Below are 19,949 nucleotides of genomic sequence, written 5' to 3'. Positions count from 1 at the left end.
GTGACCACCACCAGTTCCACTCGCCGGGGGGTCCGCGACGCGGGCCCCTCGGGGTGGCTGGCCGCGCCAGCCCTCGTCTTCTTTATGCTCTTCGCCGTCATCCCCCTGGCCGGGGTGCTCTTCCTCAGCTTCACCAGCTGGGATGGCCTCAGGGAGATCCGGCTCGACGGGCTGAGCAGCTGGGTTACGGTCCTAAGCGACCCCGTCACCGGAAACGCCCTCCTGGTCACCGCAAAGATCATGTTTTTCTCCTTTATCGTCCAAGCACCCATCAGCTTGCTCCTCGGCGTTTTCACCGCCGGCGCCCAGAAATACCGCGCCGCCCTCGCCGTCCTGTACTTCCTCCCGCTCCTGCTGTCCTCCGCAGCCGTGGCAATCGCGTACAAGGCCCTGCTGGACCCAAACTTCGGCCTGGGCCCCGGCCTCCAGCTACCCTTCCTAACGCAGGACTGGCTGGGTAACTCGGACCTCGTCCTGTTCGTGGTGGTGTTCGTCATCGCCTGGCAGTTCGTGCCCTTCCACACGCTGATCTACCAAGGCGGAGTACGCCAGATTCCCACCTCCCTCTATGAAGCGGCGGAGATCGATGGCGCGGGCAGGTTCCGGCAGTTCTGGCACATCACCATGCCGCAGCTGAAGTACACCATCATCACGTCCTCCACCCTCATGGTGGTGGGCAGCCTCGCCTACTTCGACCTGGTCTTCGTCCTCACCGGCGGCGGGCCCGGCTACAGCACGCGCCTGCTGCCCCTGCACATGTACCTGACCGGTTTCAAGGCCAACGACATGGGGGCCGCCAGCGCCCTGGGTGTCATCCTCATCGTGATCGGCCTCGGCCTGGCCCTGCTCCTGCAGCGCCTGGGCGGCAAGAACCGGAACGCCAGCCAATTGGAAGGAGCCTGATGGCCTCCACAACACAGCTCCCGGTCCCGCCGGTGAAGCAAGCCCGCCGGGCGGCGGCTGCCCCGCAGGGCGCCAAAGCCCTGGGCCGCCGCCGGCCGAATATCCTCGGCGGCCTGGGCGGCTGGCTCTGGCTCGCCGTGATCATCCTGCCCATCTACTATGTGGTGATCACCAGCCTGAAGAACCAGGCGGGGTTCTTCACCTCCAACCCCATGCTGCCGCCCACCGAACCCACGCTGGACAACTACGCGCTGGTGCTGGAAAACGACTTCGTCCGCTACTTTGCCAACAGCGTGGTGGTGACCCTCGGTTCGGTTATCCCGGCCCTCGTTGTGTCCTTTATGGCCGCGTACGCAATCGTGCGGGGCAAGAGCCGGTTCCTCAGCTGGACCAACAACCTCTTCCTCCTGGGCCTTGCCATCCCCCTGCACGCGACCATCATCCCGATCTACTGGATGATCACCCGGGCGCACCTTTACGACACGCTCCTGGCCCTCATCCTCCCGTCGATCGCATTCTCCATCCCGATCTCGGTCCTGATTCTGTCCAACTTCATGAGGGACGTCCCCAACGAGCTTTTCGAATCGATGCGGCTGGACGGCTGCTCCGACTGGGCCATGATGTGGCGCCTGGCGCTGCCCATGACCCGGCCCGCCGTCGTCACCGTGGGCATCTACAACGCGTTGGGGATCTGGAACGGCTTCCTGTTCCCGCTGATCCTGACCCAGAGCCCCGCCACCAGGGTGCTGCCGCTGTCCCTCTGGACGTTCCAAGGTGAGTTCAGCGTCAACATCCCGGCCGTGCTGGCATCGGTGGTGCTGGCAACCCTGCCCCTGCTGGTGCTCTACGTAGTGGCCCGCCGCCAGCTGCTCAGCGGACTGACCGCCGGCTTCAGCAAATAGACCTGAGAGGACACCACATGGAACACACAACTCCCCTGCGGGTGGGCATGGTGGGCTACGCCTTTATGGGCGCCGCGCACTCGCAGGCCTGGCGGACCGCGCCCCGCTTCTTCGATCTCCCGCTCGAACCCCGGCTCACGGCCCTCGCCGGAAGGAACCAGGCCGCCGTCACGGCGGCCGCGGCCAAGCTCGGCTGGGACTCCGTGGAAACCGACTGGCGCCGGCTGATCGAACGCGAGGACATCGACCTCGTCGACATCTGCACGCCCGGCGACACCCACGCCGAAATCGCCATCGCCGCCCTCGAAGCGGGGAAGCACGTGCTGTGCGAGAAGCCCCTGGCCAACTCGGTGGAAGAAGCCGAGCGGATGACGGCGGCAGCGGATGCGGCCGCCGCCCGGGGCGTGTACTCCATGTGCGGCTTCAGCTATCGCCGCACCCCCGCACTGGCGCTCGCCAAACGGATGGTCGAAGACGGCCGGCTCGGGACGATCCGCCACGTCCGGGCGCAATACCTGCAGGACTGGCTCAGCGACGCCAACGCGCCCCTGACGTGGCGGCTGGACAAGTCAAAATCCGGCTCCGGCTCGCTCGGTGACATCGGCGCCCACAGCATTGACGCCGCCCAGTGGATCACCGGCCTGAACATCACCGGCGTCTCCGCGCTCCTGGAGACCTTCGTCAAGGAACGCCCCGTGGGCGGCGACTTCGTGGGACTCGGCGGCCACGGTGCCACCGGCGGGGACGTCCAGCGCGGTCCGGTCACGGTGGACGACGCCGCCATCTTCAGCGCCCGGTTTGAAGCGAACGGTTCCAACGGCGGTTCCTCCGGCGGCGGGCCGATAGGTGTCTTCGAGGCCACCCGGTTCGCGCTGGGCCGCAAGAACGCCATGCGCCTGGAGCTCAACGGAACCAAGGGATCGCTGGCCTTCGATTTTGAGGACATGAACTCGTTGTCCTTCTACGACGCTGCGGACGAGCCCGACGCCGGCTTCCGCAGGATCTTCGTCACCGAACCGGAACACCCCTATGCCGGGAACTGGTGGCCCACCGGGCACGGACTCGGCTACGAGCACCTCTTCACCCACCAGGTGGTTGACCTGGTGGCCGCGATTGCTGGCAACCGGCGCCCTTCGCCCTCCTTCGCCGACGCCCTGCAGGTGCAAAAGGTGCTTGCCGCCGTCGAGGCCAGCGCCGAAGCGGACAGTCGCTGGCAGAAAGTCTGAGAGGAAAACCATGACACGACCCATCACACTCTTCACCGGCCAGTGGGCGGACCTGCCTTTCGAGGAGGTGGCGCGCCTGGCTGGCGAATGGGGCTTCGACGGCCTGGAAATAGCGTGCTGGGGGGACCATCTGGACCCCCGCCGGGCCGTTGAGGATGACCGCTACCTGAAGGGCCGGCTGGACATCCTTGAGAAGCACAAGCTTCAGGTCTTCGCCATCGCCAACCACCTCACCGGGCAGGCGGTCTGCGACGATCCGATCGACGAACGGCACCGCGGCATCCTCTCAGACGATGTCTGGGGAAACGGCGATGCTGAAGGCGTGCGGCAACGGGCCGCGGAGTCCATGAAGGACACCGCGCGGGCTGCGGCCAGGCTCGGCGTCAAGACGGTTACGGGCTTCACCGGGTCCTCCATCTGGAAGGCCGTCGCCATGTTCCCCCCGGCCCCTGAGTCCATGATCGAACGCGGATACCAGGACTTTGCGGACCGCTGGAACCCCATCCTCGACGTGTTCGACGAGGCCGGGGTCCGGTTCGCCCTCGAGGTCCATCCCTCCGAAATTGCCTACGACTATTGGACGGCCAAACGCGCCCTCGAGGCGATCGGGCACCGGGAGAACTTCGGCCTGAACTTCGATCCCTCGCACTTCATCTGGCAGGACCTGGACCCTGTGATGTTCCTTCAGGACTTCGCGGACAAGATCTTCCACGTCCATGTCAAGGAGTCCGTCAGGCAGCTCAACGGGCGGAACGGCAGGCTGGGCTCGCACCTGCCGTGGGCGGATCCGCGCCGCGGCTGGGACTTCGTGACCGCCGGGCACGGGGACGTGCAGTGGGAGCCCATCTTCCGCACGCTTAACGCGATCGGCTACACAGGGCCCACCAGCATCGAATGGGAGGATGCCGGCATGGATCGGCTCACCGGCGCACCCCAGGCGCTCGCCATGGTGCGGCAGTTGGCGGCCATTGCGCCGCCCGCTGCGGCCTTCGATTCAGCATTTTCCAGCCACTAGGCACCATTACCGGGCCCGCGGCCGCAACCCCCGTGGCCGGAACCGAACAAAGGAAACCCTTCATGACAGACAAAAAGACGGCCCTGGTGGTCCGTGGTGGCTGGGACGGCCATCAGCCCTTCGAATCCACCGAACTCTTCATCCCTTTCCTCAGGGACAACGGCTACGAGGTCCGCATTGAGGAATCCCCCAAGGTTTATGCCGACGCCGCCTACATGGCTGGCGTTGATCTGATCATGCAGTGCATGACCATGACCACCATAGAGAAGGACGAGTTCGCGGGGCTGCGCTCCGCCGTCGAAAACGGCACCGGGCTGGCTGGCTGGCACGGTGGCATCGCGGACTCCTACCGGAACAACTCGGACTACCTGCACCTGATCGGCGGCCAGTTTGCGTGCCACCCGGGCAAGCACCCGGACGAGCTGATCGGAGAGCAGTCGGACAACTATGTGCCGTACACAGTGAACATGCTCCCGCACGCCGCGGAGCATCCCATCACCCGGGGCATTGGCGATTTTGACCTGGTCACCGAACAGTACTGGGTGCTTTCCGATGATTACATCGATGTCCTGGCCACCACCACTCAGAAGGTTCGCGAGTGGGATCCGTGGCATCGCGAGGTGACATCCCCGGCCATTTGGACGCGGCTGTGGGGCAAAGGCAAGGTCTTCGTCTGCACGCCGGGGCACCGCGTGGAAATTCTGCAGGACAGCAACGTTCGCACCATCATTGAAAGGGGACTGCTGTGGGCAAGCCGCTAAGGGTAGGAATCATCGGTTGTGGCGCGATCATTGCGCAGTATCTTGCCAACTTCCGCAGGCTCGATCAGATCCACCTCGTCGCCGTGGCGGACCTGGATCCGGCCCGGGCACGTGCGGTCGCCGAGGGCTACGACGGCGTCCGCGCGGTGTCCGTCGACGAGCTGCTGGCCGCCGACGACGTCGACCTAGTCCTGAACCTGACCATCCCCGCCGCACACGCCGAGGTGGCCCTCCGGGCCATAGCTGCCGGCAAGAGCGTCTACGGGGAGAAGCCGCTGGCAGCGACTACCGGGGAAGCGCGCCAGGTGTTGGACGCCGCTCGTGCGGCGGGAGTCACGGTCGGCTGCGCTCCGGACACCGTGCTGGGCACGGGAATCCAGACGGCCCGCAAGGCAATCGACGACGGCCTGATCGGCAAGCCCATCTCGGCAACCGCCACGATGGTGACGCCCGGCCACGAACGGTGGCATCCGAACCCCGACTTCTACTACCAGCCCGGCGGCGGACCCCTGCTGGACATGGGCCCGTACTACGTCAGCGCCCTGGTGACCCTGCTGGGTCCGGTGGTTTCAGTGATGGGCGCCGCGAGCCACACCCGCAACCAGCGGACCATCGGTTCGGGCCCCCGCAAGGGCCAGCTGGTGCCCGTGGACATCGACTCCCACGTCACCGGAGTCCTGGTCCATGCATCCGGCGCCCTGTCCACGCTCTTTATGAGCTTCGACGCCGTACAGTCCAAGTCCCCCAACATCGAGATCCATGGTGAAAACGGCTCCCTTGTGGTACCCGACCCCAACCACTTCGACGGCAACGTCCAGTTGTTTGGGCTGGGCGCCGACTCCTGGGAGACCCTCCCGGTTTCGGCCGGCTACGTCGACTCCGGACGCGGGTTCGGCATCGCGGACCTGGCAGCAACACCGGCCGGATCCGAACCCCGGGCCGGCGGTTTGCTGGCGTACCACGTGCTTGAGGTCATGGAATCCGTCCTCGAATCCGCACGCAGCGGCGCTGCCGTACCCATCCACAGCACAGCGGCCCGGCCGGACGCGGTGGAGTTGGGTTGCCTGGCGGTTCAGGAAATCAGCTCGTAGGACCGGCCAAGCACGTTCCTGACTGAGGAGCCGGCGGCGCCCATGAGCGCCGCCGGCTCCCTCAGTCGCGAAAAGGCGATATTTCCATCCGGGATGAGGCCCGGGGCGTAGTTGGCCAGGCTCCGGCGTAACGCGGGACCAAGCCAGGGCTCCAGGACCGCGAAGTGGCCGCCGAGAACCACGGCCGGCACATTTGTCAGCCGTGCTGCCGAGGCAACCGCCACACCGAGGTAGTGCCCGGCCTGCTCTACCGCCGCGGTGGCCCGGACGTTCCCCTCGGCCAAGGAACGGAGCAGGTGCGCGGTCTGGGCAACGGTTGACTCACCGCCGATGCCGGCCGCCAAAAAGATGGCATGCTGCCCGGCGAATTTCTCCAGGCAGCCATGGCCCCCGCAGGTGCAGCGGGGACCATCCGGATGAACCACCATGTGGCCGATTTCGCCGGCGTGGCCGTGAGGGCCGGCAAACAGTTCGGAGCCGATCACCAGGCCACCGCCAACGCCGACTTCACCGGACAGGTAGAGGTAGTCCTTGAACCTTGCACCATGAAACATCGCGCCGTGGCCGAACCAGAGTTCCGCGAGCGCGGCGCTGTTTGCCTCGTTGGAGAGCGTCACTCCGAAGCGCGAACCGGGCAGGAGTTTCTGCAGTTCTGCGGAGAGCCCGACGCCGGCCCAGCCCAGGTTAGGAGCGTTGATCAGGACGTCCCGCTCCGTATCCACCAGCCCGGGCACCGTCAGTCCGCCGCCGAGCAACTCGATTCCGGCAGCTTGGGCCGCGTCTGCCGCGCGACGCGCCATGGTCACCAACAGCGTGAATACCTCCCCGGGCCTGCTTGCCCGGTTGTGGCGTTCCAGCGTTTCATGGAACCTTAATTGGCCGGTGAAGTCCAGGACGCCGACGGCGAGGTAGTCCACGTTGATTTCGGCGCCGAGCGCTCCCCGGGCCGGGTTGAGTATGATCCCGGTACCCGGCCGGCCCCGTTCGCCGTCCCGCGTGACACTCGATTCCTGCACCAGGCCGGCATCGATCAGATCAGCCACGAGGCTGGAGACGGACGCCTTGGTGAGGCCGCTTTCGGCCGCCAGTTGGGCGCGGGTGGCCTGCCCGTTGCTCAGGAGGCCTGTCAGGATCAGGGCGAGGTTCTGTCTCCGGACATCCCCGACTCTTCCCGGCGAGGGCGTGGCGCGCATGGTTCCTCCGGAATCCGCCGACAGTGTGGTGACTTCATTCCACCACGCCGCCGGCGGATTCATTCAGCTGGCCCATTCAGTCAGACGGGTCGCCTAAGTGCCTGCGTCAACGTTGCGGCTTGCCTTCTTGTAGTTCCCGATGATGAAGGGCCTGAAGTCCGGCTCAGGCGAGGCATCCACCGCAACGTGCCAGCGCGGGCGGTCTCCGGAGAGTGCCCAGGCCGCCTGGACCGCTGCCCCGCGTGCCACGTACTCCCCCGGGCGCGGGATTTCCACGGGAAGATCGAAGACCTGGGCCGCGACGTGCTGCACCGCGGGGTTCTGCACCGCGCCGCCGATCAGGAGAAGGCGCGTTGCCGGGCCGCCTTGGGCCCGCAGGGCATCGAGCCCGCCGGACAGTCCACACAGCATGCCCTCGATGGCGGCACGGGCAAGGTTGCTCCGGGTGCTGGAGGCGATGCTGAGGCCGTGGAAGCTGGCCTTGGCGTGCGGCAGGTTGGGTGTGCGCTCACCTTCGAAGTACGGCACCAGCACCACGCCGCCGGCCCCGGGTTCGGCGTCAAGGGCCAGGCGTGAGAGTTCGTCGAAGTCCACGCCCAGGATGCCGGCCACCGAGCTGAGCACCCGCGCGGCATTGAGCGTGACGGCAATGGGGAGGTACTTTCCGCTCGCGTCCGCGAAGCCTGCCACGGTTCCGCTGGGATCTGTGACGGCCCGCGATGCCACCGAAAACACGGTGCCGCTGGTGCCCACGGAGACCACCACGTCCCCGGGCTGTGCCCCCAGCCCCAGGGCGGCGGCCGCGTTATCGCCGGCACCGGCGCCGAGCAGGATCCGGGACCCGGTTCCGGCAGAGCCGGATCCGGCAAACCCTGGTAAGCCGGCCGGGTGCCCGAAGCAGCCGGGGTGGATCGCTCCTGCGGCGTCGCGGGGGCCGAGAACCCGGGGCAGAATCACGCTTCCTGGTTCGCCCGGCCCGGCATCCCCGGTGGCCTCGCGGGCGTCCCGGCCGAAAGCGACCTTGAACAGCTCAAGATCGTACTCGCCGGCCGAGGGGGACCAATAGCCTGTTCCGCTGGCATCGGAGCGGTCCGTGGTCAGCTGGTCCAGATCCGGCCCCAGGGGGCTGGACCCGGCAGGGCCGTAACCGCGGAGCCGCCAGTTCAGCCAGTCATGGGGCAGCGCAACGGCCGCCACCCGGGCGGCCAGCTCGGGTTCGTGGTCCCGGACCCAGCGGACCTTGGTGATGGTGAACGAGGCCACCGGCACCAGCCCGGTCCGCCGGGCGAAGTCCTCCGCCCCCACTTCCCCTGTCAACGCGGCCGCGGCCCCCGCCGAGCGGGTGTCGTTCCACAGCAGCGCCGGCCGCACCACTTCACCGGCGGCATCCAGCAGCACCATGCCGTGCTGCTGGCCCCCCACGGAGAGCGCGCTGACGTCCGCCAGCCCGCCGGCGCTGTCGAACGCCTCGGCCAGAGCCCGCCACCAGTGCTCCGGGTGCACTTCCGTGCCGTCCGGATGGGCCGCGCGGCCCTCGCGGACCAGGGTGCCGCTGGCGGCGTCGAGGACCACCACCTTGCAGCTTTGGGTGGAGGAGTCGACGCCGGCAACGAGGGTCATGGGAGCAGCCGTCACGGGATCAGCGGGCGCCGAGCAGGTGCTCGATGAAGAGCTGCTGCAGCTTCACAAACCCGAAGCCCTTGCCACCGAAGTAGGCGTCGGCGTCGAAGTCCTCATAGGAAGCACGGTCGGCGCGCAGCTGCTCGTAGCCTTCGCCCGGGTTGAGCGTGGGTTCGTTGATTTCGGCCACGCGCGAAGCCTGCAGCGCGGCCTGGACCTCGGGGTCGGCGCGGAACGCCTTGGCGCGTTCCTTGAGCAGCAGGTAGGTCTGCATGTTCGCGGCCGCGGAATCCCACACACCGTCGATGTCCTCGGTCCGGCTGGGCTTGTAGTCGAAGTGGCGCGGGCCGTGGTAGGCCGGTCCCCCGTCGGGGCCGCCGTTCTCGAGCAGGTCCACCAGGGAGAACGCGTTCTGCAGGTCGCCGTGGCCGAACACCAGGTCCTGGTCGAACTTGATGCTCCGCTGGCCGTTGAGGTCGATGTGGAAGAGCTTGCCCTGGTAGAGCGCCTGGGCGATGCCGTGGGTGAAGTTCAGCCCGGCCATCTGTTCGTGCCCGGTTTCGGGGTTGATGCCCACCAGCTCGGGGCGTTCGAGTGTTTCGATGAACGCCAGGGCGTGGCCCAGGGTGGGCAGCAGGATGTCGCCGCGGGGTTCGTTGGGCTTGGGCTCAATGGCGAACCGGATGTTATAGCCCTTGTCCGTGACGTAGTCGCCCAGCAGGTTCACCGCTTCACGGTAGCGCTCCAGGGCCCCGCGGATGTCCTTGGCGGCGTCGTATTCGCTGCCCTCGCGCCCGCCCCACATCACAAACGTCTCCGCACCCAGTTCCGCGGCAAGGTCGATGTTGTCCAGGACCTTGCGGAGAGCGAAGCGCCGGACGCCGCGGTCATTGCTGGTGAAGCCTCCGTCCTTGAAGACCGGGTGGCTGAAGAGGTTGGTGGTGACCATCGGGACGATCATCCCGGTGGCCTTCAAGGCTCCGGTCAGACGGTCGATTTCGCGCTGGCGGTCCGCTGCGGAACAGCCGAAGGGAAAGAGGTCGTTGTCATGGAACGTGATGCCATAGGCGCCGAGGTCGCTGAGCCTGTTGATGGCTTCGACCGTATCCAGCGGCGGGCGGGTGGCGGAGCCGAACTGGTCCTGGGCCTCCCATCCCACCGTCCAGAGGCCGAAGGAGAACTTGTCTTCGCGGGTGGGCTGAATCGTCATTGAATGCTCCGGGGTGGTCGGTGGAGGGCGGTGCCGGATCGGACCGCCCGGGCTGCTCGAAAGAAAATGTTCTGTACACAAACATATTATGAATTTTCGTGATGTCAACCACTAAACCGAGCAGCCGCCGGGAGCGCCGGAAACCCCGTATGGAAGATTCTCTGGCCGCGAAGGCATTTGAATGTTATGTTGTGCAGAGCATCAAAACCCGCATCAAAACCTGCAACGACGCCGACGACGGCGCCCGGAACTAAAGGATTAACCGTGACGGATCAGCTTGTGACCGAACGCAACTGGGCTGGCAACTACAGCTACCAGGCTTCCCGGATAGCCCGGCCCCGGACCCTTGGGGAACTGCAGGAACTCGTGGCGGGCAGCACCGCGATCCGCGCCCTCGGGTCCAGGCATTCCTTCAACGACATTGCCGACACCACTGGGACCCTGGCCGTACTGGACGGCCTCGATTCAGGGCTCAGCGTGGACACCGGGGACATGACCGTAACGGTGTCCGGCGGAATCCGCTACGGCACTCTCGCCGCGGAGCTGCAGCGCCGCGGCTTCGCGCTGCACAATCTCGCGTCGTTGCCCCACATCTCCGTGGCCGGGGCGGTGGCGACAGCCACTCACGGCTCCGGGGACGCGAACGGAAACCTGGCCACCGCCGTCGCCGGTTTGGAACTGGTTACGGCCGATGGCAGCATCCTCACCGCCCGGCGCGGGGACGCGGACTTTGACGGGATGGTGGTGGGACTCGGCGCGCTCGGCATCGTCAGCCGCGTGACCTTGGACATCGAACCAGCTTTTGACGTCGCCCAAAGCGTTTTTGAGGACCTCAGCTGGGAGCAGGTGCTTGAGAATTTCGATCAGGTGACATCCTCCGCGTACAGCGTGAGCCTTTTCACCGACTGGAGCGGCCCCACCCTCGGCCACGCCTGGCTCAAGAACCGCACGGATGCCGAGCCGGCCGGAGCCGGAATGGATTCATTCTTCGGAGGCGTGCCGGCCACCCAGGCCCGGCATCCGCTGCCCGGAGTCTCCGGCAGCAACTGCACCCAGCAGCTGGGCATGCCAGGCCCGTGGTCGGACCGGCTGGCGCACTTCCGGATGGAGTTCACCCCGAGCAAGGGCGACGAGCTGCAAAGTGAATACCTGATCCCCCGCGAACACGCCGTGGATGCACTGCGCACCCTGCGCAGGCTCTCTTCGGTAGTTACACCGCTGCTGCTCATCGGGGAAATCCGCACCATTGCCGCGGACACGCTCTGGCTTAGCCCCAATTACGGCCGGGACGGCATCGGCCTGCACTTCACCTGGCGTCCGGACCAGCCGGCGGTCCAGCCTGTCCTCCGCATGCTCGAAGCGGAACTGGCCCCGTTCGCCGCACGCCCCCATTGGGGAAAGCTGTTCGACGCCGATGCTGCCGCAATCGCTCCCCTTTACCCGCGTTTCAGCGAATTCACGGCGCTGGCGGACCGGATGGATCCGGCCGGAAAGTTCCGCAATGACTTCCTGACGCGGAGCGTGTTCGGCTACTGATATCCTCGCGATGATGCCCTCTCCCACCCGACAGACCGCTGCCGGCCGGCAGCAGGCCAAGCCGGCGGCGTCCGGCGAGCCGGATCCGTCGCGGCGCAACAACCTGGCCCTGATCACCGCCCTGGTCCACCATCACGGCGTGCTCAGCCGCGCGCAGCTGACCAAAATGACCGGGCTAAACCGCTCCACGGTGGGAACCCTGATCGGTCAGCTGGTGGCCCTCGGGCTGGTGTACGAGACGGCGCCCGCAGGTGATGCGCAGCAGGTGGGCCGGCCAAGCCCTAATGTGCGCCCCAGCGAAACCATCGCTGCCTTGTCCGTCAACCCCGAAGTGGACGCCGTCACCATCGGCCTGGTGAGCCTGGGCGGAAAGGTCAGGAAGAAGATCCGCTTCCCCACAGAGCGGATTCCCACAGCCCGGGAGGCCGTCAATATCGCAGCGGCGGTCATTGAGGGCATGCGCTCGGAACTCGAGTCCGCCTACCGCATCACCGGAATCGGGGTGGCGGTACCGGGCCTGGTCAGCCTCGACGACGGCACAGTCCGCCTCGCTCCCCATCTGGGATGGCGGGACGAGCCCGTGGCACGGATGCTCAGTGAAGCCACCGGCTACTCCTGCCGGGCAGCCAATGACGCGTCCCTGGCCGCGGAGGCGGAACTGATTTTTGGCGCGGGCGCCGGCGGCCGGAACCTTGTCTATCTCAACGGGGGCGCCAGCGGCGTGGGCGGCGGCGTGATTGCGGACGGCGTGTTGTTGCGCGGTAGCTCCGGCTACGCCGGAGAGCTGGGCCACACCTTCGTGCGCACCTCCGGAAGGACCTGTCATTGCGGCGCCAGCGGTTGCCTGGAAACCGAGGTTTCGCAGGCGGCCCTCTTTGAACTCGCCGGTCTGGCCGGCGGGGATGCCTCCCAGCTGGAAGAGGCGCTCCGCAACACCGGGCGCCCGGAGGTGGCCGGGGAAGTGGAACGGCAACTGGGCTACCTCGGCATTGCGTTGCGCAACGCCGTAAACATTTTCAACCCGGATGCCATCATCCTGGACGGTTTCCTGGGGGTGCTCCACGCGCTGTCTCCCGCCACGCTGGACACCCTGATCCTGTCCCAGGCCATGGAGGGCCCCGCCGCCACGGTCAGAATCCACCGCGCTGCGCTGGGGTCGGACCTGATGATGATCGGCGCCGCGGAACTGGCGTTCACTCAGTTCCTTGCCGATCCCTCCGGCATCGGCACTGTTCCGGTCCGGCAGGGAACGTGACGCCGGCGAAAGAGCTGGACGATGCCGCCACAGCGTATCGTGGCAATGTCACGGCTCAGCCCGGCCGTCCCTGACGGCACCCCGGCGGGGCCGATACCGGCGGCTAACGAGGAGATCAGCGCAAATGACCGCACCGTTCGACGAATCCTTCTGGGATGAGCGCTACCGCCAGCACGGGGACGTGTGGAGCCGGAACCCCAATCCGCAGCTGGTGAGCGAAGCCAGCGGCCTGCGTCCCGGCTCGGCCCTCGATGTGGGAAGCGGGGAGGGTGCGGACGCCATCTGGCTGGCACGCCGGGGCTGGCGGGTCACCGCAGTGGACATCTCCTCCGTAGCACTCGAGCGCGCCTCCTCCCGGGCGGCGGAGGACCCGGACGCGGCGCAGCGGATCACCTGGACTCATCAGGACCTCACCAAAACGGCTCCCCCGGCCGGAACCTTTGACTTGGTGTCGGCCCAGTTCATGCATGTGCCCAAGGAGCAGAGGGATCCGCTGTATCACCGTCTGGCTGCCTCCGTTGCGCCGGGCGGAACCCTCCTGATCGTGGGCCATCATCCGTCAGACCTGGCCACCGGGGTGCGCCGCCCCTCGGCGCCGGGCCTGCTGTTCACCGCCGATGAGATCGCTGCCGTCCTCGACCCCGAGGAGTGGGAGATCCTGGTCTGCGAGGCCCGCCCGCGTCCTGCCCATGATGCCGACGGGAACACCGTCACCATTAGGGACTCGGTGTTGCGCGCGCACCGCAGGACTTCGGCACAGTAAGCAGTGAGCCGCTTGAGCAGCGCGGTATCAGCAGCGCCCCCTAACGGTGTTTGAAATCCGGCTGCCGCTTCTGAGTGAACGCCGCCATCCCTTCCTTCTGGTCCTCGGTGGCGAACAGCGAGTGGAAGACACGACGCTCGAACAGCACTCCCTGCGCCAGCCCGGTCTCGAAGGCGGCGTTGACGGCTTCCTTGGCCACCATGGCCACCGGCTTGGATTTGGAGGCGATCACTTCAGCGGCTTTCAGGGCCTCTTCGACGACTTCGGCGGCGGGCACCACCCTGGACACCAGGCCCGCGCGCTCGGCTTCGGCGGCGTCCATCATGCGCCCGGTCAGGATCATGTCCATCGCCTTGGACTTGCCCACGGCCCGGGTGAGCCGCTGCGAGCCGCCCATGCCCGGCAGCACACCGAGGTTGATTTCGGGCTGGCCGAACTTGGCGTTGTCTCCCGCGATGATGAAATCGCACATCATGGCCAGTTCGCAGCCGCCGCCCAGGGCAAAGCCGGAGACCGCCGCAATCACCGGGATGCGCAGCCGGGTGAAGTCCTCCCAGCCGCGGAACCAGTCCGCGGCGTACATGTCCATGTAACCCTTTGACTGCATTTCCTTGATGTCCGCCCCGGCAGCAAAGGCCTTGGCAGATCCGGTCACCACCACGGCACCCACTTCCGGATCGGCGTCCATGGCCGCTACCGCGCCCACGAGTTCGTCCATGGTTGCTTTGTTCAGGGCATTCAGCGCCTCAGGCCGGTTGAGCGTCACCAGCCCCACACGTCCGCGGCAATCAACCAGAATATTTGCGTACTCTTCCGCCATGCCTGACCCCTTACGTGGTTTCGCTTCGTTGCGCGTGATGCGCAGATTTGTCCCTGATGTCCGTGATGATGCCGGAGAAGTCCCTCCCGGCGCCGCCTTCGGCCGCAAATGTATCGTAGATTTCCGAGGCCAGCGGACCCATGCGCGCGGCCACGCCGGTGCTTTTCACGGCGTTCAAAGCCAGCTTGAGATCCTTCGCCATCAGCGCCCCGGCGAAGCCCGGCTGGTAGTCCCGGTTGGCCGGGCTGCTGGGGACCGGTCCCGGCACCGGGCAGTTGGTAGTCAGCGCCCAGCATTGCCCGGAGGCTGCGGACGCGACGTCGAAGAGCGCCTGGTGTGTCAGCCCCAGCTCCTCGCCAAGCACAAAGGCCTCACTCACGGCGATCATGGACACGCCCAGGATCAGGTTGTTGCAGATCTTCGCTGCCTGGCCGGCGCCGTGACCCCCGCAGTGCACAACGCGCCGGCCCATCACTTCCAGGATGGGCCGGACCGCTTCGAAGTCCGCCGGAAGCGCTCCCACCATAAACGTCAGCGTGCCGGCCTCTGCCCCCACCACCCCGCCGGAGACGGGGGCGTCCACGGCCCGGTGGCCCGCCGCCACGGCGATCGCCGCGGCTTCGCGCGCCTCGTCCACGTTGATGGTGGAACAGTCCAGGAACACCGTGTCCGGTGGCGCGACGTCCAGGAGGGCGGGGGCGCCGCCCGCACCACGATAGGCATCCAGCACGTGCTGGCCGCTGGGTAGCATGGTCAGCACCACGGCGGCTCCGGCCACGGCTTCCGCGGGGCTTGCCGCAGTGGGAACGCCCTGCTCTTCCGCTTTTTCGAGCGCTGCCGGGACCACGTCGAACCCCACCACGTCGTAGCCGGCCTCCACCAGGTTGACGGCCATGGGGCCGCCCATGTGGCCAAGGCCCAGGAACGCGATGCGTCCAGGTTCCGCCGCGCGCCCCGATTCCGACTGTGCTGGTTCGGGCGTTGTGGGTTCGGGGGTTGCTGGTTCGGGGGTTGTGGGTTCAGACATTGTCAGACTCCTTTGAATGCAGCTTGAGCTCGCGCTCCCCCAGCGGGGCAAAGAACCTCTCGACGTCGGCCGCGGAGACCTCGTGCAGGGTGGCCGGCTTCCAGTGCGGGTTGCGGTCCTTGTCCACCACCTGGGCCCTGATCCCTTCGCGGAATTCGGGCCCGGCCAGGAACCGCAGCCCCACCCGGTACTCCTGCGCAAGCGCCTCGTCCAGGCTCAGTCCCCGCGCGCGGCGCAGCGCGGCAAGTGTCACCTTCACGGCGGTGGGCGACTTGGCCTCGATGGTGTCCGCCGCGTCGACGGCGTCCCCGCCGGCGGCGCGGAGCCGGCGCAGGATCTCTTCCACGTCCTCGCTTGAGTAGCATTCATCGATCCATCCGCGCTGGGCGGCCAGCGCCGAGGCGGGCGCCTTCTCGCTGAAGCGTCCGACGGCGTCCTCCGGGGTTTCGGTCTCCAGCGCGGCGGCGAGCGCGTCGAGGTTTCCGGAGGCCACGAAACGGTCAGCCAGCCCTAGGTACAGCGCATCGGCGCCGCTCAGATGGGCGCCGGTCAGGGCCGCATGGGTGCCGGTCTCCCCCGGCGAGCGTGAGAGCAGCAGTGTGCCTCCGACGTCGGGCACAAAACCAATGGTGGTTTCCGGCATACCCGTTCTGGTGCGCTCGGTGACCACGCGCAGCGAGCCGTGCGCGGAGATTCCCACTCCGCCGCCGAGCACAAGTCCGTCCATAAAGGCCACGTAGGGCTTGGGGTATCCGGCAATGAGTGAGTTCAGTTGGTACTCAACCTGCCAGAAGTCCGCCGTCGCGTCGCCGCCGGCAAGCATGTCCTCGTAGATCGCCACGATGTCCCCGCCGGCACATAAGCCGCGTTCGCCGGCGCCGCGTACCAAAACCGTGGCAACGGCGTCGTCGTCCGCCCATGCCGACAGTTGCCGCAGCATCGCCGCCGCCATTCCCGCAGTGAGGGCGTTGACCGCCCTGGGCCGGTTCAACGTGATCACAGCCAGCCTGCCGCGCCGTTCGAACAGCACCTCGTCCCCGGGCATTTCGGCGGGCACACCCTCGGCTGCGGGCTCAGTCATCAGCTTCCTTCCGGCATCACGAAGCTGGCGCCCTGGCGGATGCCGGAGGGCCAGCGGGTGGTCACCGTTTTGGTCTTGGTGTAGAAACGGAACGCGTCGGCACCATGCTGGTTGAGGTCGCCGAAGCCCGAGGCCTTCCAGCCACCGAACGTGTAGTAGGCAATGGGCACCGGGATGGGGACATTGATGCCCACCATACCCACCTGAACACGGCTGGCGAAGTCCCGGGCGGCGTCGCCGTCGCGAGTGAAGATGGCCACGCCGTTGCCGAACTCGTGCTCGCTGCAGAGCCGGAGGGCTTCGTCGTAGTCCGCCGCGCGCAGCACGCTGAGTACTGGGCCGAAGATCTCCTCCTTGTAGATCTTCATGTCCTTCGTGACGTTGTCGAAGAGCGTGGGCCCCACCCAGAAGCCGCCCTCGTAACCGTCGACGGTGAGTCCGCGACCATCCGCCACCAGGGTGGCGCCCTCGTCAACTCCGGACTGGATGTAGCCTTCGATCCGCTCCTTGGCGGCCGCCGCCACCACCGGGCCGAAGTCCGAATCCTTGTCCAGGCTGTGGCCCACCCGGAGGTGTTTGACGCGCTCTTCCAGCTTGGCCACCAGGGCGTCTGCGGTGGCTTTGCCCACGGGGACGGCGACGGAGATCGCCATGCAGCGTTCGCCCGCGGAACCGTAGCCTGCGCCCATTAGTGCATCCGTGGCCATATCCAGATCCGCGTCGGGCATGATCACCATGTGGTTCTTGGCCCCGCCGAAGCACTGGGCGCGCTTTCCGTGGGCCGCGGCGGTGGCGTAGATGTACTGGGCGATGGGCGTGGAACCCACAAACCCGATTGCTTTGACCCGCTCGTCTTCCAGTAGTGCATCCACTGCTTCCTTGTCCCCGTTGACCACGTTGAACACCCCGTCCGGTACACCGGCCTGGCTGTACAGTTCGGCCAGGCGCAGCGGCACGGACGGGTCACGTTCGGAGGGCTTGAGGATAAACGCGTTGCCCGCGGCGAGGGCGGGACCGGATTTCCACAGGGGAATCATGGCCGGGAAATTAAAGGGCGTGATTCCGGCAACCACGCCCAGTGGCTGGCGCAGTGAATGCACGTCGATGCCCGTTCCGGCATTGTCCGAGAACTCACCCTTGAGCAGGTGCGGGGCGCCGGCTGCGAACTCCACCACTTCGATGCCGCGCTGGATGTCCCCCTTGGCGTCCGGAAGGGTCTTGCCGTGCTCGGAGGACAGCAGGGCTGCCAGTTCGTCCAGGTTTTCATTAACCAGGTCCACAAACTTCAGCAGGATGCGGCCGCGGCGCTGCGGATTCATGGCCCCCCACTCAACCTGGGCCTTTTCCGCGCTGGCAACCACATTGCGCACCTCTTCGGCGCTGGCCAGCGGAAGCCGGGCCTGGACCTGACCCGTGCACGGATCATAGACGTCGCTGAAGCGCCCGGAGGTGCCCTCTACCCGCTGGCCATCGACGTAATGGGAAAGCTCGCGAACCATGGTGGAATGCTCCTTTGCATGTGACCTACATCATCCTCGCAGCTGAATATACTCGGACTTCCTACTAATTTCCAGAGCTGCGCCCAGCCTCGGGAGTACGTCGCCGCACCACCTGCCCCCGCCGTCGTGGGGCAGTTTGAGGGACGTTCTGTGCGCTCGAGCTCCACCTGTCGGCGTGTCCGCGCCATACTGCCCCGTTCCCGCAGCAGACGACAGCCAAGGGAACGCGCTCCGGTATACGTGGCGCCCAAGTTCGGTAAGTTAGGACTTGTGAAGATTGCTACCTGGAATGTGAACTCCCTCCGTGCTCGCGCCGACCGCGTGGAAGCGTGGCTTCAGCGCACCGACTGCGACGTCCTGGCGATTCAGGAAACCAAGTGCAAGGACGAAAACTTTCCCTGGGAGCTGTTCGAAAACAACGGCTACGAGGTAGCCCACTTCGGCGTGAGCCAATGGAACGGGGTGGCCATCGCCTCCCGGGTGGGGCTTGAAGACGTCCAGCGCGCCTTCATGGACCAGCCCGTCTTCGGCAAGAACGGCAAGGACCCCGTGGAGGAAGCGCGCGCCATCGGCGCCACCTGCGGCGGAATCCGGGTCTGGAGCCTCTACGTCCCCAACGGACGGGCGCTCGACGACGAACACATGCCTTACAAGCTCAGCTGGCTGGACACGTTGAAGAACCACGCCCAGGCCTGGGTCACGGAGAACCCCGAGGCACAGATTGCCCTGATGGGCGACTGGAACATCGCACCCCAGGACGACGACGTCTGGGACATTGAATTCTTCCGTGCCAACGCTATGACCCACGTCAGCGAGCCGGAGCGCGCCGCATTCCACGCCTTCGAAACCGCGGGATTCAAGGACGTGGTCCGTCCGCACACTCCGGGTCCCGGCGTCTACACCTATTGGGACTACACCCAGCTGCGTTTCCCCAAGAAGGAAGGCATGCGGATTGATTTCATCCTGGCTTCCCCCGCACTTGCGGCCCGGGTGACCGGCGCGTCAATCGACAGGGAAGAGCGAAAAGGCAAGGGCGCCTCAGACCACGCGCCGGTAATCGTGGAGCTGGCCGAGTGATGGGGCGCCTGCAGGGCACCGGCAGCGGGGGGCCGCAATGACCGGGAACCTGTACCGAGGCCAGGCCGGGCTGCCTTTTTCCTCCGCACTTCGCGTTTACGAACCCTTGATGGCGTTTCCGGAGGAACAGCGCCCCGCGCTTCAGGCCGCCGGCGCCCGGGCCGTATCCCGCGCGGCTGTGGAAAATGCCGAACTACAAGCGTCGCTTGGCAGGATCACCCGCCCCGGCGGCGATCCCTTCCCCACTGGACGGACGGACCTGGTTCGGGTCCTGCCCGCCCCGGATTCCTCAACGCCGCTCGCCGGCACTGCGACGGGACGGACTGCGGAAGAGACCGACGGCGGCGGCCAGGGAGAGGTTGCGGCCCCTGACCTGCTGTACTGCCCCAGCCAGCTGGTGCTGCGCGCAGGGCTCGCCGCGAACGCACTGATGGAGGGCATCCATGGGCCTCTGGCGCAGCTCCTCATCCCCGAGGAGCAGCGTGACAAGCACCAGGAGCGCATCGACCTGGTGAAGGCGCGCGGGGGCGTTACCAAGGTCCATACCCGCGCCTCCACATGGGGAATCCCCTTCAGCTGGTTTTCGCTCTTCCAGGAGTCGGATCCCCGGGACGTGGTGGAATCGGGCGGCCGGATCGTCACCGTGCGGGTGTGGGCAAAGATTGAAGACGCTCTCGAAAGGGTCCGGTATGCCGTGGCCAACCTCGCGCTCGCCGCGCCGGATCTGGACATGCTGGACGACATGACCCAGCTGACCGAGTGGCTGGAACTGTTTGATCCGCATTCAGTAGTGGAACTCGATTACGGTGCTGTGGCGGACAAGGTGTATCCGGACGATTCGCCTATGGACGTCCGCCTTGGCATCGAATGCCTTGCCGAGGGCGATATGACTGGAGCTGCCGCGGCCTACCGGCGGCTGGCTTCCCGCTGGATCCCGATCCGGCAGCTGGCACGCGCCTCCTGAGCTTCG

At 66.6% G+C, this 19,949-nt stretch carries 18 protein-coding genes; 11 read left to right on the top strand and 7 right to left on the bottom strand.

The features are described 5' to 3' along the window. The first annotated feature begins 84 nt into the window (after positions 1–84). From ACP4XC_RS02880 to ACP4XC_RS02855, 6 genes are all read left to right on the top strand, one after another. Positions 85–903 carry a carbohydrate ABC transporter permease gene (locus tag ACP4XC_RS02880; RefSeq protein WP_427174991.1) on the top strand — a complete coding sequence of 273 codons (819 nt, stop codon included), beginning with the start codon at positions 85–87 and terminating at the stop codon, positions 901–903. Continuing rightward, positions 903–1,805 (top strand): carbohydrate ABC transporter permease, encoded by a 903-nt coding sequence (locus ACP4XC_RS02875; protein WP_427173390.1) that lies wholly within the window; start codon positions 903–905, stop codon positions 1,803–1,805. The genes ACP4XC_RS02880 and ACP4XC_RS02875 overlap by 1 nt, the downstream gene beginning before the upstream one ends. A 17-nt stretch (positions 1,806–1,822) precedes the next feature. Beyond that, positions 1,823–3,031, top strand: a complete 1,209-nt coding sequence (locus tag ACP4XC_RS02870; protein ID WP_427173389.1) for a Gfo/Idh/MocA family protein — start codon at positions 1,823–1,825, stop codon at positions 3,029–3,031. A 10-nt stretch (positions 3,032–3,041) separates the two neighbouring features. Beyond that, on the top strand, positions 3,042–4,046 hold the full coding sequence (locus ACP4XC_RS02865; protein WP_427173388.1) for a sugar phosphate isomerase/epimerase family protein: 1,005 nt from the start codon (positions 3,042–3,044) through the stop codon (positions 4,044–4,046). Between the two features lie 62 nt (positions 4,047–4,108). Then, positions 4,109–4,807, top strand: a complete 699-nt coding sequence (locus ACP4XC_RS02860; protein WP_427173386.1) for a ThuA domain-containing protein — start codon at positions 4,109–4,111, stop codon at positions 4,805–4,807. Next, positions 4,792–5,898: a Gfo/Idh/MocA family protein gene (locus ACP4XC_RS02855; RefSeq protein ID WP_427173385.1), complete on the top strand. Its 1,107-nt coding sequence runs from the start codon at positions 4,792–4,794 to the stop codon at positions 5,896–5,898. Before ACP4XC_RS02860 ends, ACP4XC_RS02855 begins: the two co-directional genes overlap by 16 nt. On the opposite strand, the gene ACP4XC_RS02850 is transcribed toward ACP4XC_RS02855, so the two are convergent. From ACP4XC_RS02850 to xylA, 3 genes are all read right to left on the bottom strand, one after another. Continuing rightward, the gene (locus ACP4XC_RS02850) at positions 5,880–7,091 is read right to left on the bottom strand and encodes an ROK family transcriptional regulator (protein ID WP_427173384.1); all 1,212 of its coding nucleotides are present in this window, start codon (positions 7,089–7,091) and stop codon (positions 5,880–5,882) included. The genes ACP4XC_RS02855 and ACP4XC_RS02850 overlap by 19 nt on opposite strands. Positions 7,092–7,184: 93 nt before the next feature. Next, entirely contained in the window at positions 7,185–8,711 is a 1,527-nt protein-coding gene (gene xylB, locus ACP4XC_RS02845) for a xylulokinase (protein ID WP_427173383.1), read from the bottom strand. Between the two features lie 19 nt (positions 8,712–8,730). Continuing rightward, positions 8,731–9,921 (bottom strand): xylose isomerase, encoded by a 1,191-nt coding sequence (gene xylA / locus ACP4XC_RS02840; protein WP_427173382.1) that lies wholly within the window; start codon positions 9,919–9,921, stop codon positions 8,731–8,733. A gap of 279 nt (positions 9,922–10,200) precedes the next feature. Between xylA and ACP4XC_RS02835 the strand changes: the two genes are divergently transcribed. From ACP4XC_RS02835 to ACP4XC_RS02825, 3 genes are all read left to right on the top strand, one after another. Continuing rightward, positions 10,201–11,457 carry a D-arabinono-1,4-lactone oxidase gene (locus ACP4XC_RS02835; protein WP_427174990.1) on the top strand — a complete coding sequence of 419 codons (1,257 nt, stop codon included), beginning with the start codon at positions 10,201–10,203 and terminating at the stop codon, positions 11,455–11,457. A gap of 10 nt (positions 11,458–11,467) precedes the next feature. Then, a complete protein-coding gene (locus ACP4XC_RS02830; protein WP_427173381.1) occupies positions 11,468–12,712 on the top strand; it encodes an ROK family protein in 1,245 nt (414 codons plus the stop codon). Between the two features lie 124 nt (positions 12,713–12,836). After that, complete coding sequence (locus ACP4XC_RS02825) at positions 12,837–13,475, top strand: class I SAM-dependent methyltransferase (RefSeq protein ID WP_427173380.1); 639 nt, start codon at positions 12,837–12,839, stop codon at positions 13,473–13,475. A gap of 40 nt (positions 13,476–13,515) precedes the next feature. Here ACP4XC_RS02825 and ACP4XC_RS02820 read toward each other — a convergent pair whose 3' ends face one another. Genes ACP4XC_RS02820 through ACP4XC_RS02805 form a run of 4 tightly spaced genes read right to left on the bottom strand, consistent with a single transcriptional unit; the run spans position 13,516 to position 17,902 of the window. Beyond that, on the bottom strand, positions 13,516–14,295 hold the full coding sequence (locus tag ACP4XC_RS02820) for an enoyl-CoA hydratase (protein ID WP_427173379.1): 780 nt from the start codon (positions 14,293–14,295) through the stop codon (positions 13,516–13,518). A 10-nt stretch (positions 14,296–14,305) separates the two neighbouring features. Further along, positions 14,306–15,322 (bottom strand): 3-hydroxyisobutyrate dehydrogenase, encoded by a 1,017-nt coding sequence (gene mmsB, locus ACP4XC_RS02815; protein WP_427173378.1) that lies wholly within the window; start codon positions 15,320–15,322, stop codon positions 14,306–14,308. Then, positions 15,315–16,403: an enoyl-CoA hydratase/isomerase family protein gene (locus ACP4XC_RS02810; RefSeq protein WP_427173377.1), complete on the bottom strand. Its 1,089-nt coding sequence runs from the start codon at positions 16,401–16,403 to the stop codon at positions 15,315–15,317. Before ACP4XC_RS02810 ends, mmsB begins: the two co-directional genes overlap by 8 nt. Then, positions 16,403–17,902: a CoA-acylating methylmalonate-semialdehyde dehydrogenase gene (locus ACP4XC_RS02805; RefSeq protein WP_427173376.1), complete on the bottom strand. Its 1,500-nt coding sequence runs from the start codon at positions 17,900–17,902 to the stop codon at positions 16,403–16,405. The genes ACP4XC_RS02810 and ACP4XC_RS02805 overlap by 1 nt, the downstream gene beginning before the upstream one ends. A 270-nt stretch (positions 17,903–18,172) precedes the next feature. On the opposite strand from ACP4XC_RS02805, the gene ACP4XC_RS02800 reads away from it, so the two are divergent. Both ACP4XC_RS02800 and ACP4XC_RS02795 read left to right on the top strand, forming a co-directional pair. Then, positions 18,173–18,979, top strand: coding sequence for an exodeoxyribonuclease III (locus tag ACP4XC_RS02800; RefSeq protein WP_427173375.1), 807 nt, complete (start codon positions 18,173–18,175; stop codon positions 18,977–18,979). Between the two features lie 37 nt (positions 18,980–19,016). Further along, positions 19,017–19,943, top strand: a complete 927-nt coding sequence (locus ACP4XC_RS02795; protein ID WP_427173374.1) for a hypothetical protein — start codon at positions 19,017–19,019, stop codon at positions 19,941–19,943. The last annotated feature ends 6 nt before the right edge of the window (positions 19,944–19,949 follow it).

Source organism: Arthrobacter sp. 92 (genome assembly GCF_050260325.1).
Lineage (GTDB): Bacteria > Actinomycetota > Actinomycetes > Actinomycetales > Micrococcaceae > Arthrobacter.
Note: the sequence above shows the minus strand (reverse complement) of the source record. Positions and strands in the feature narration are given on the sequence as shown.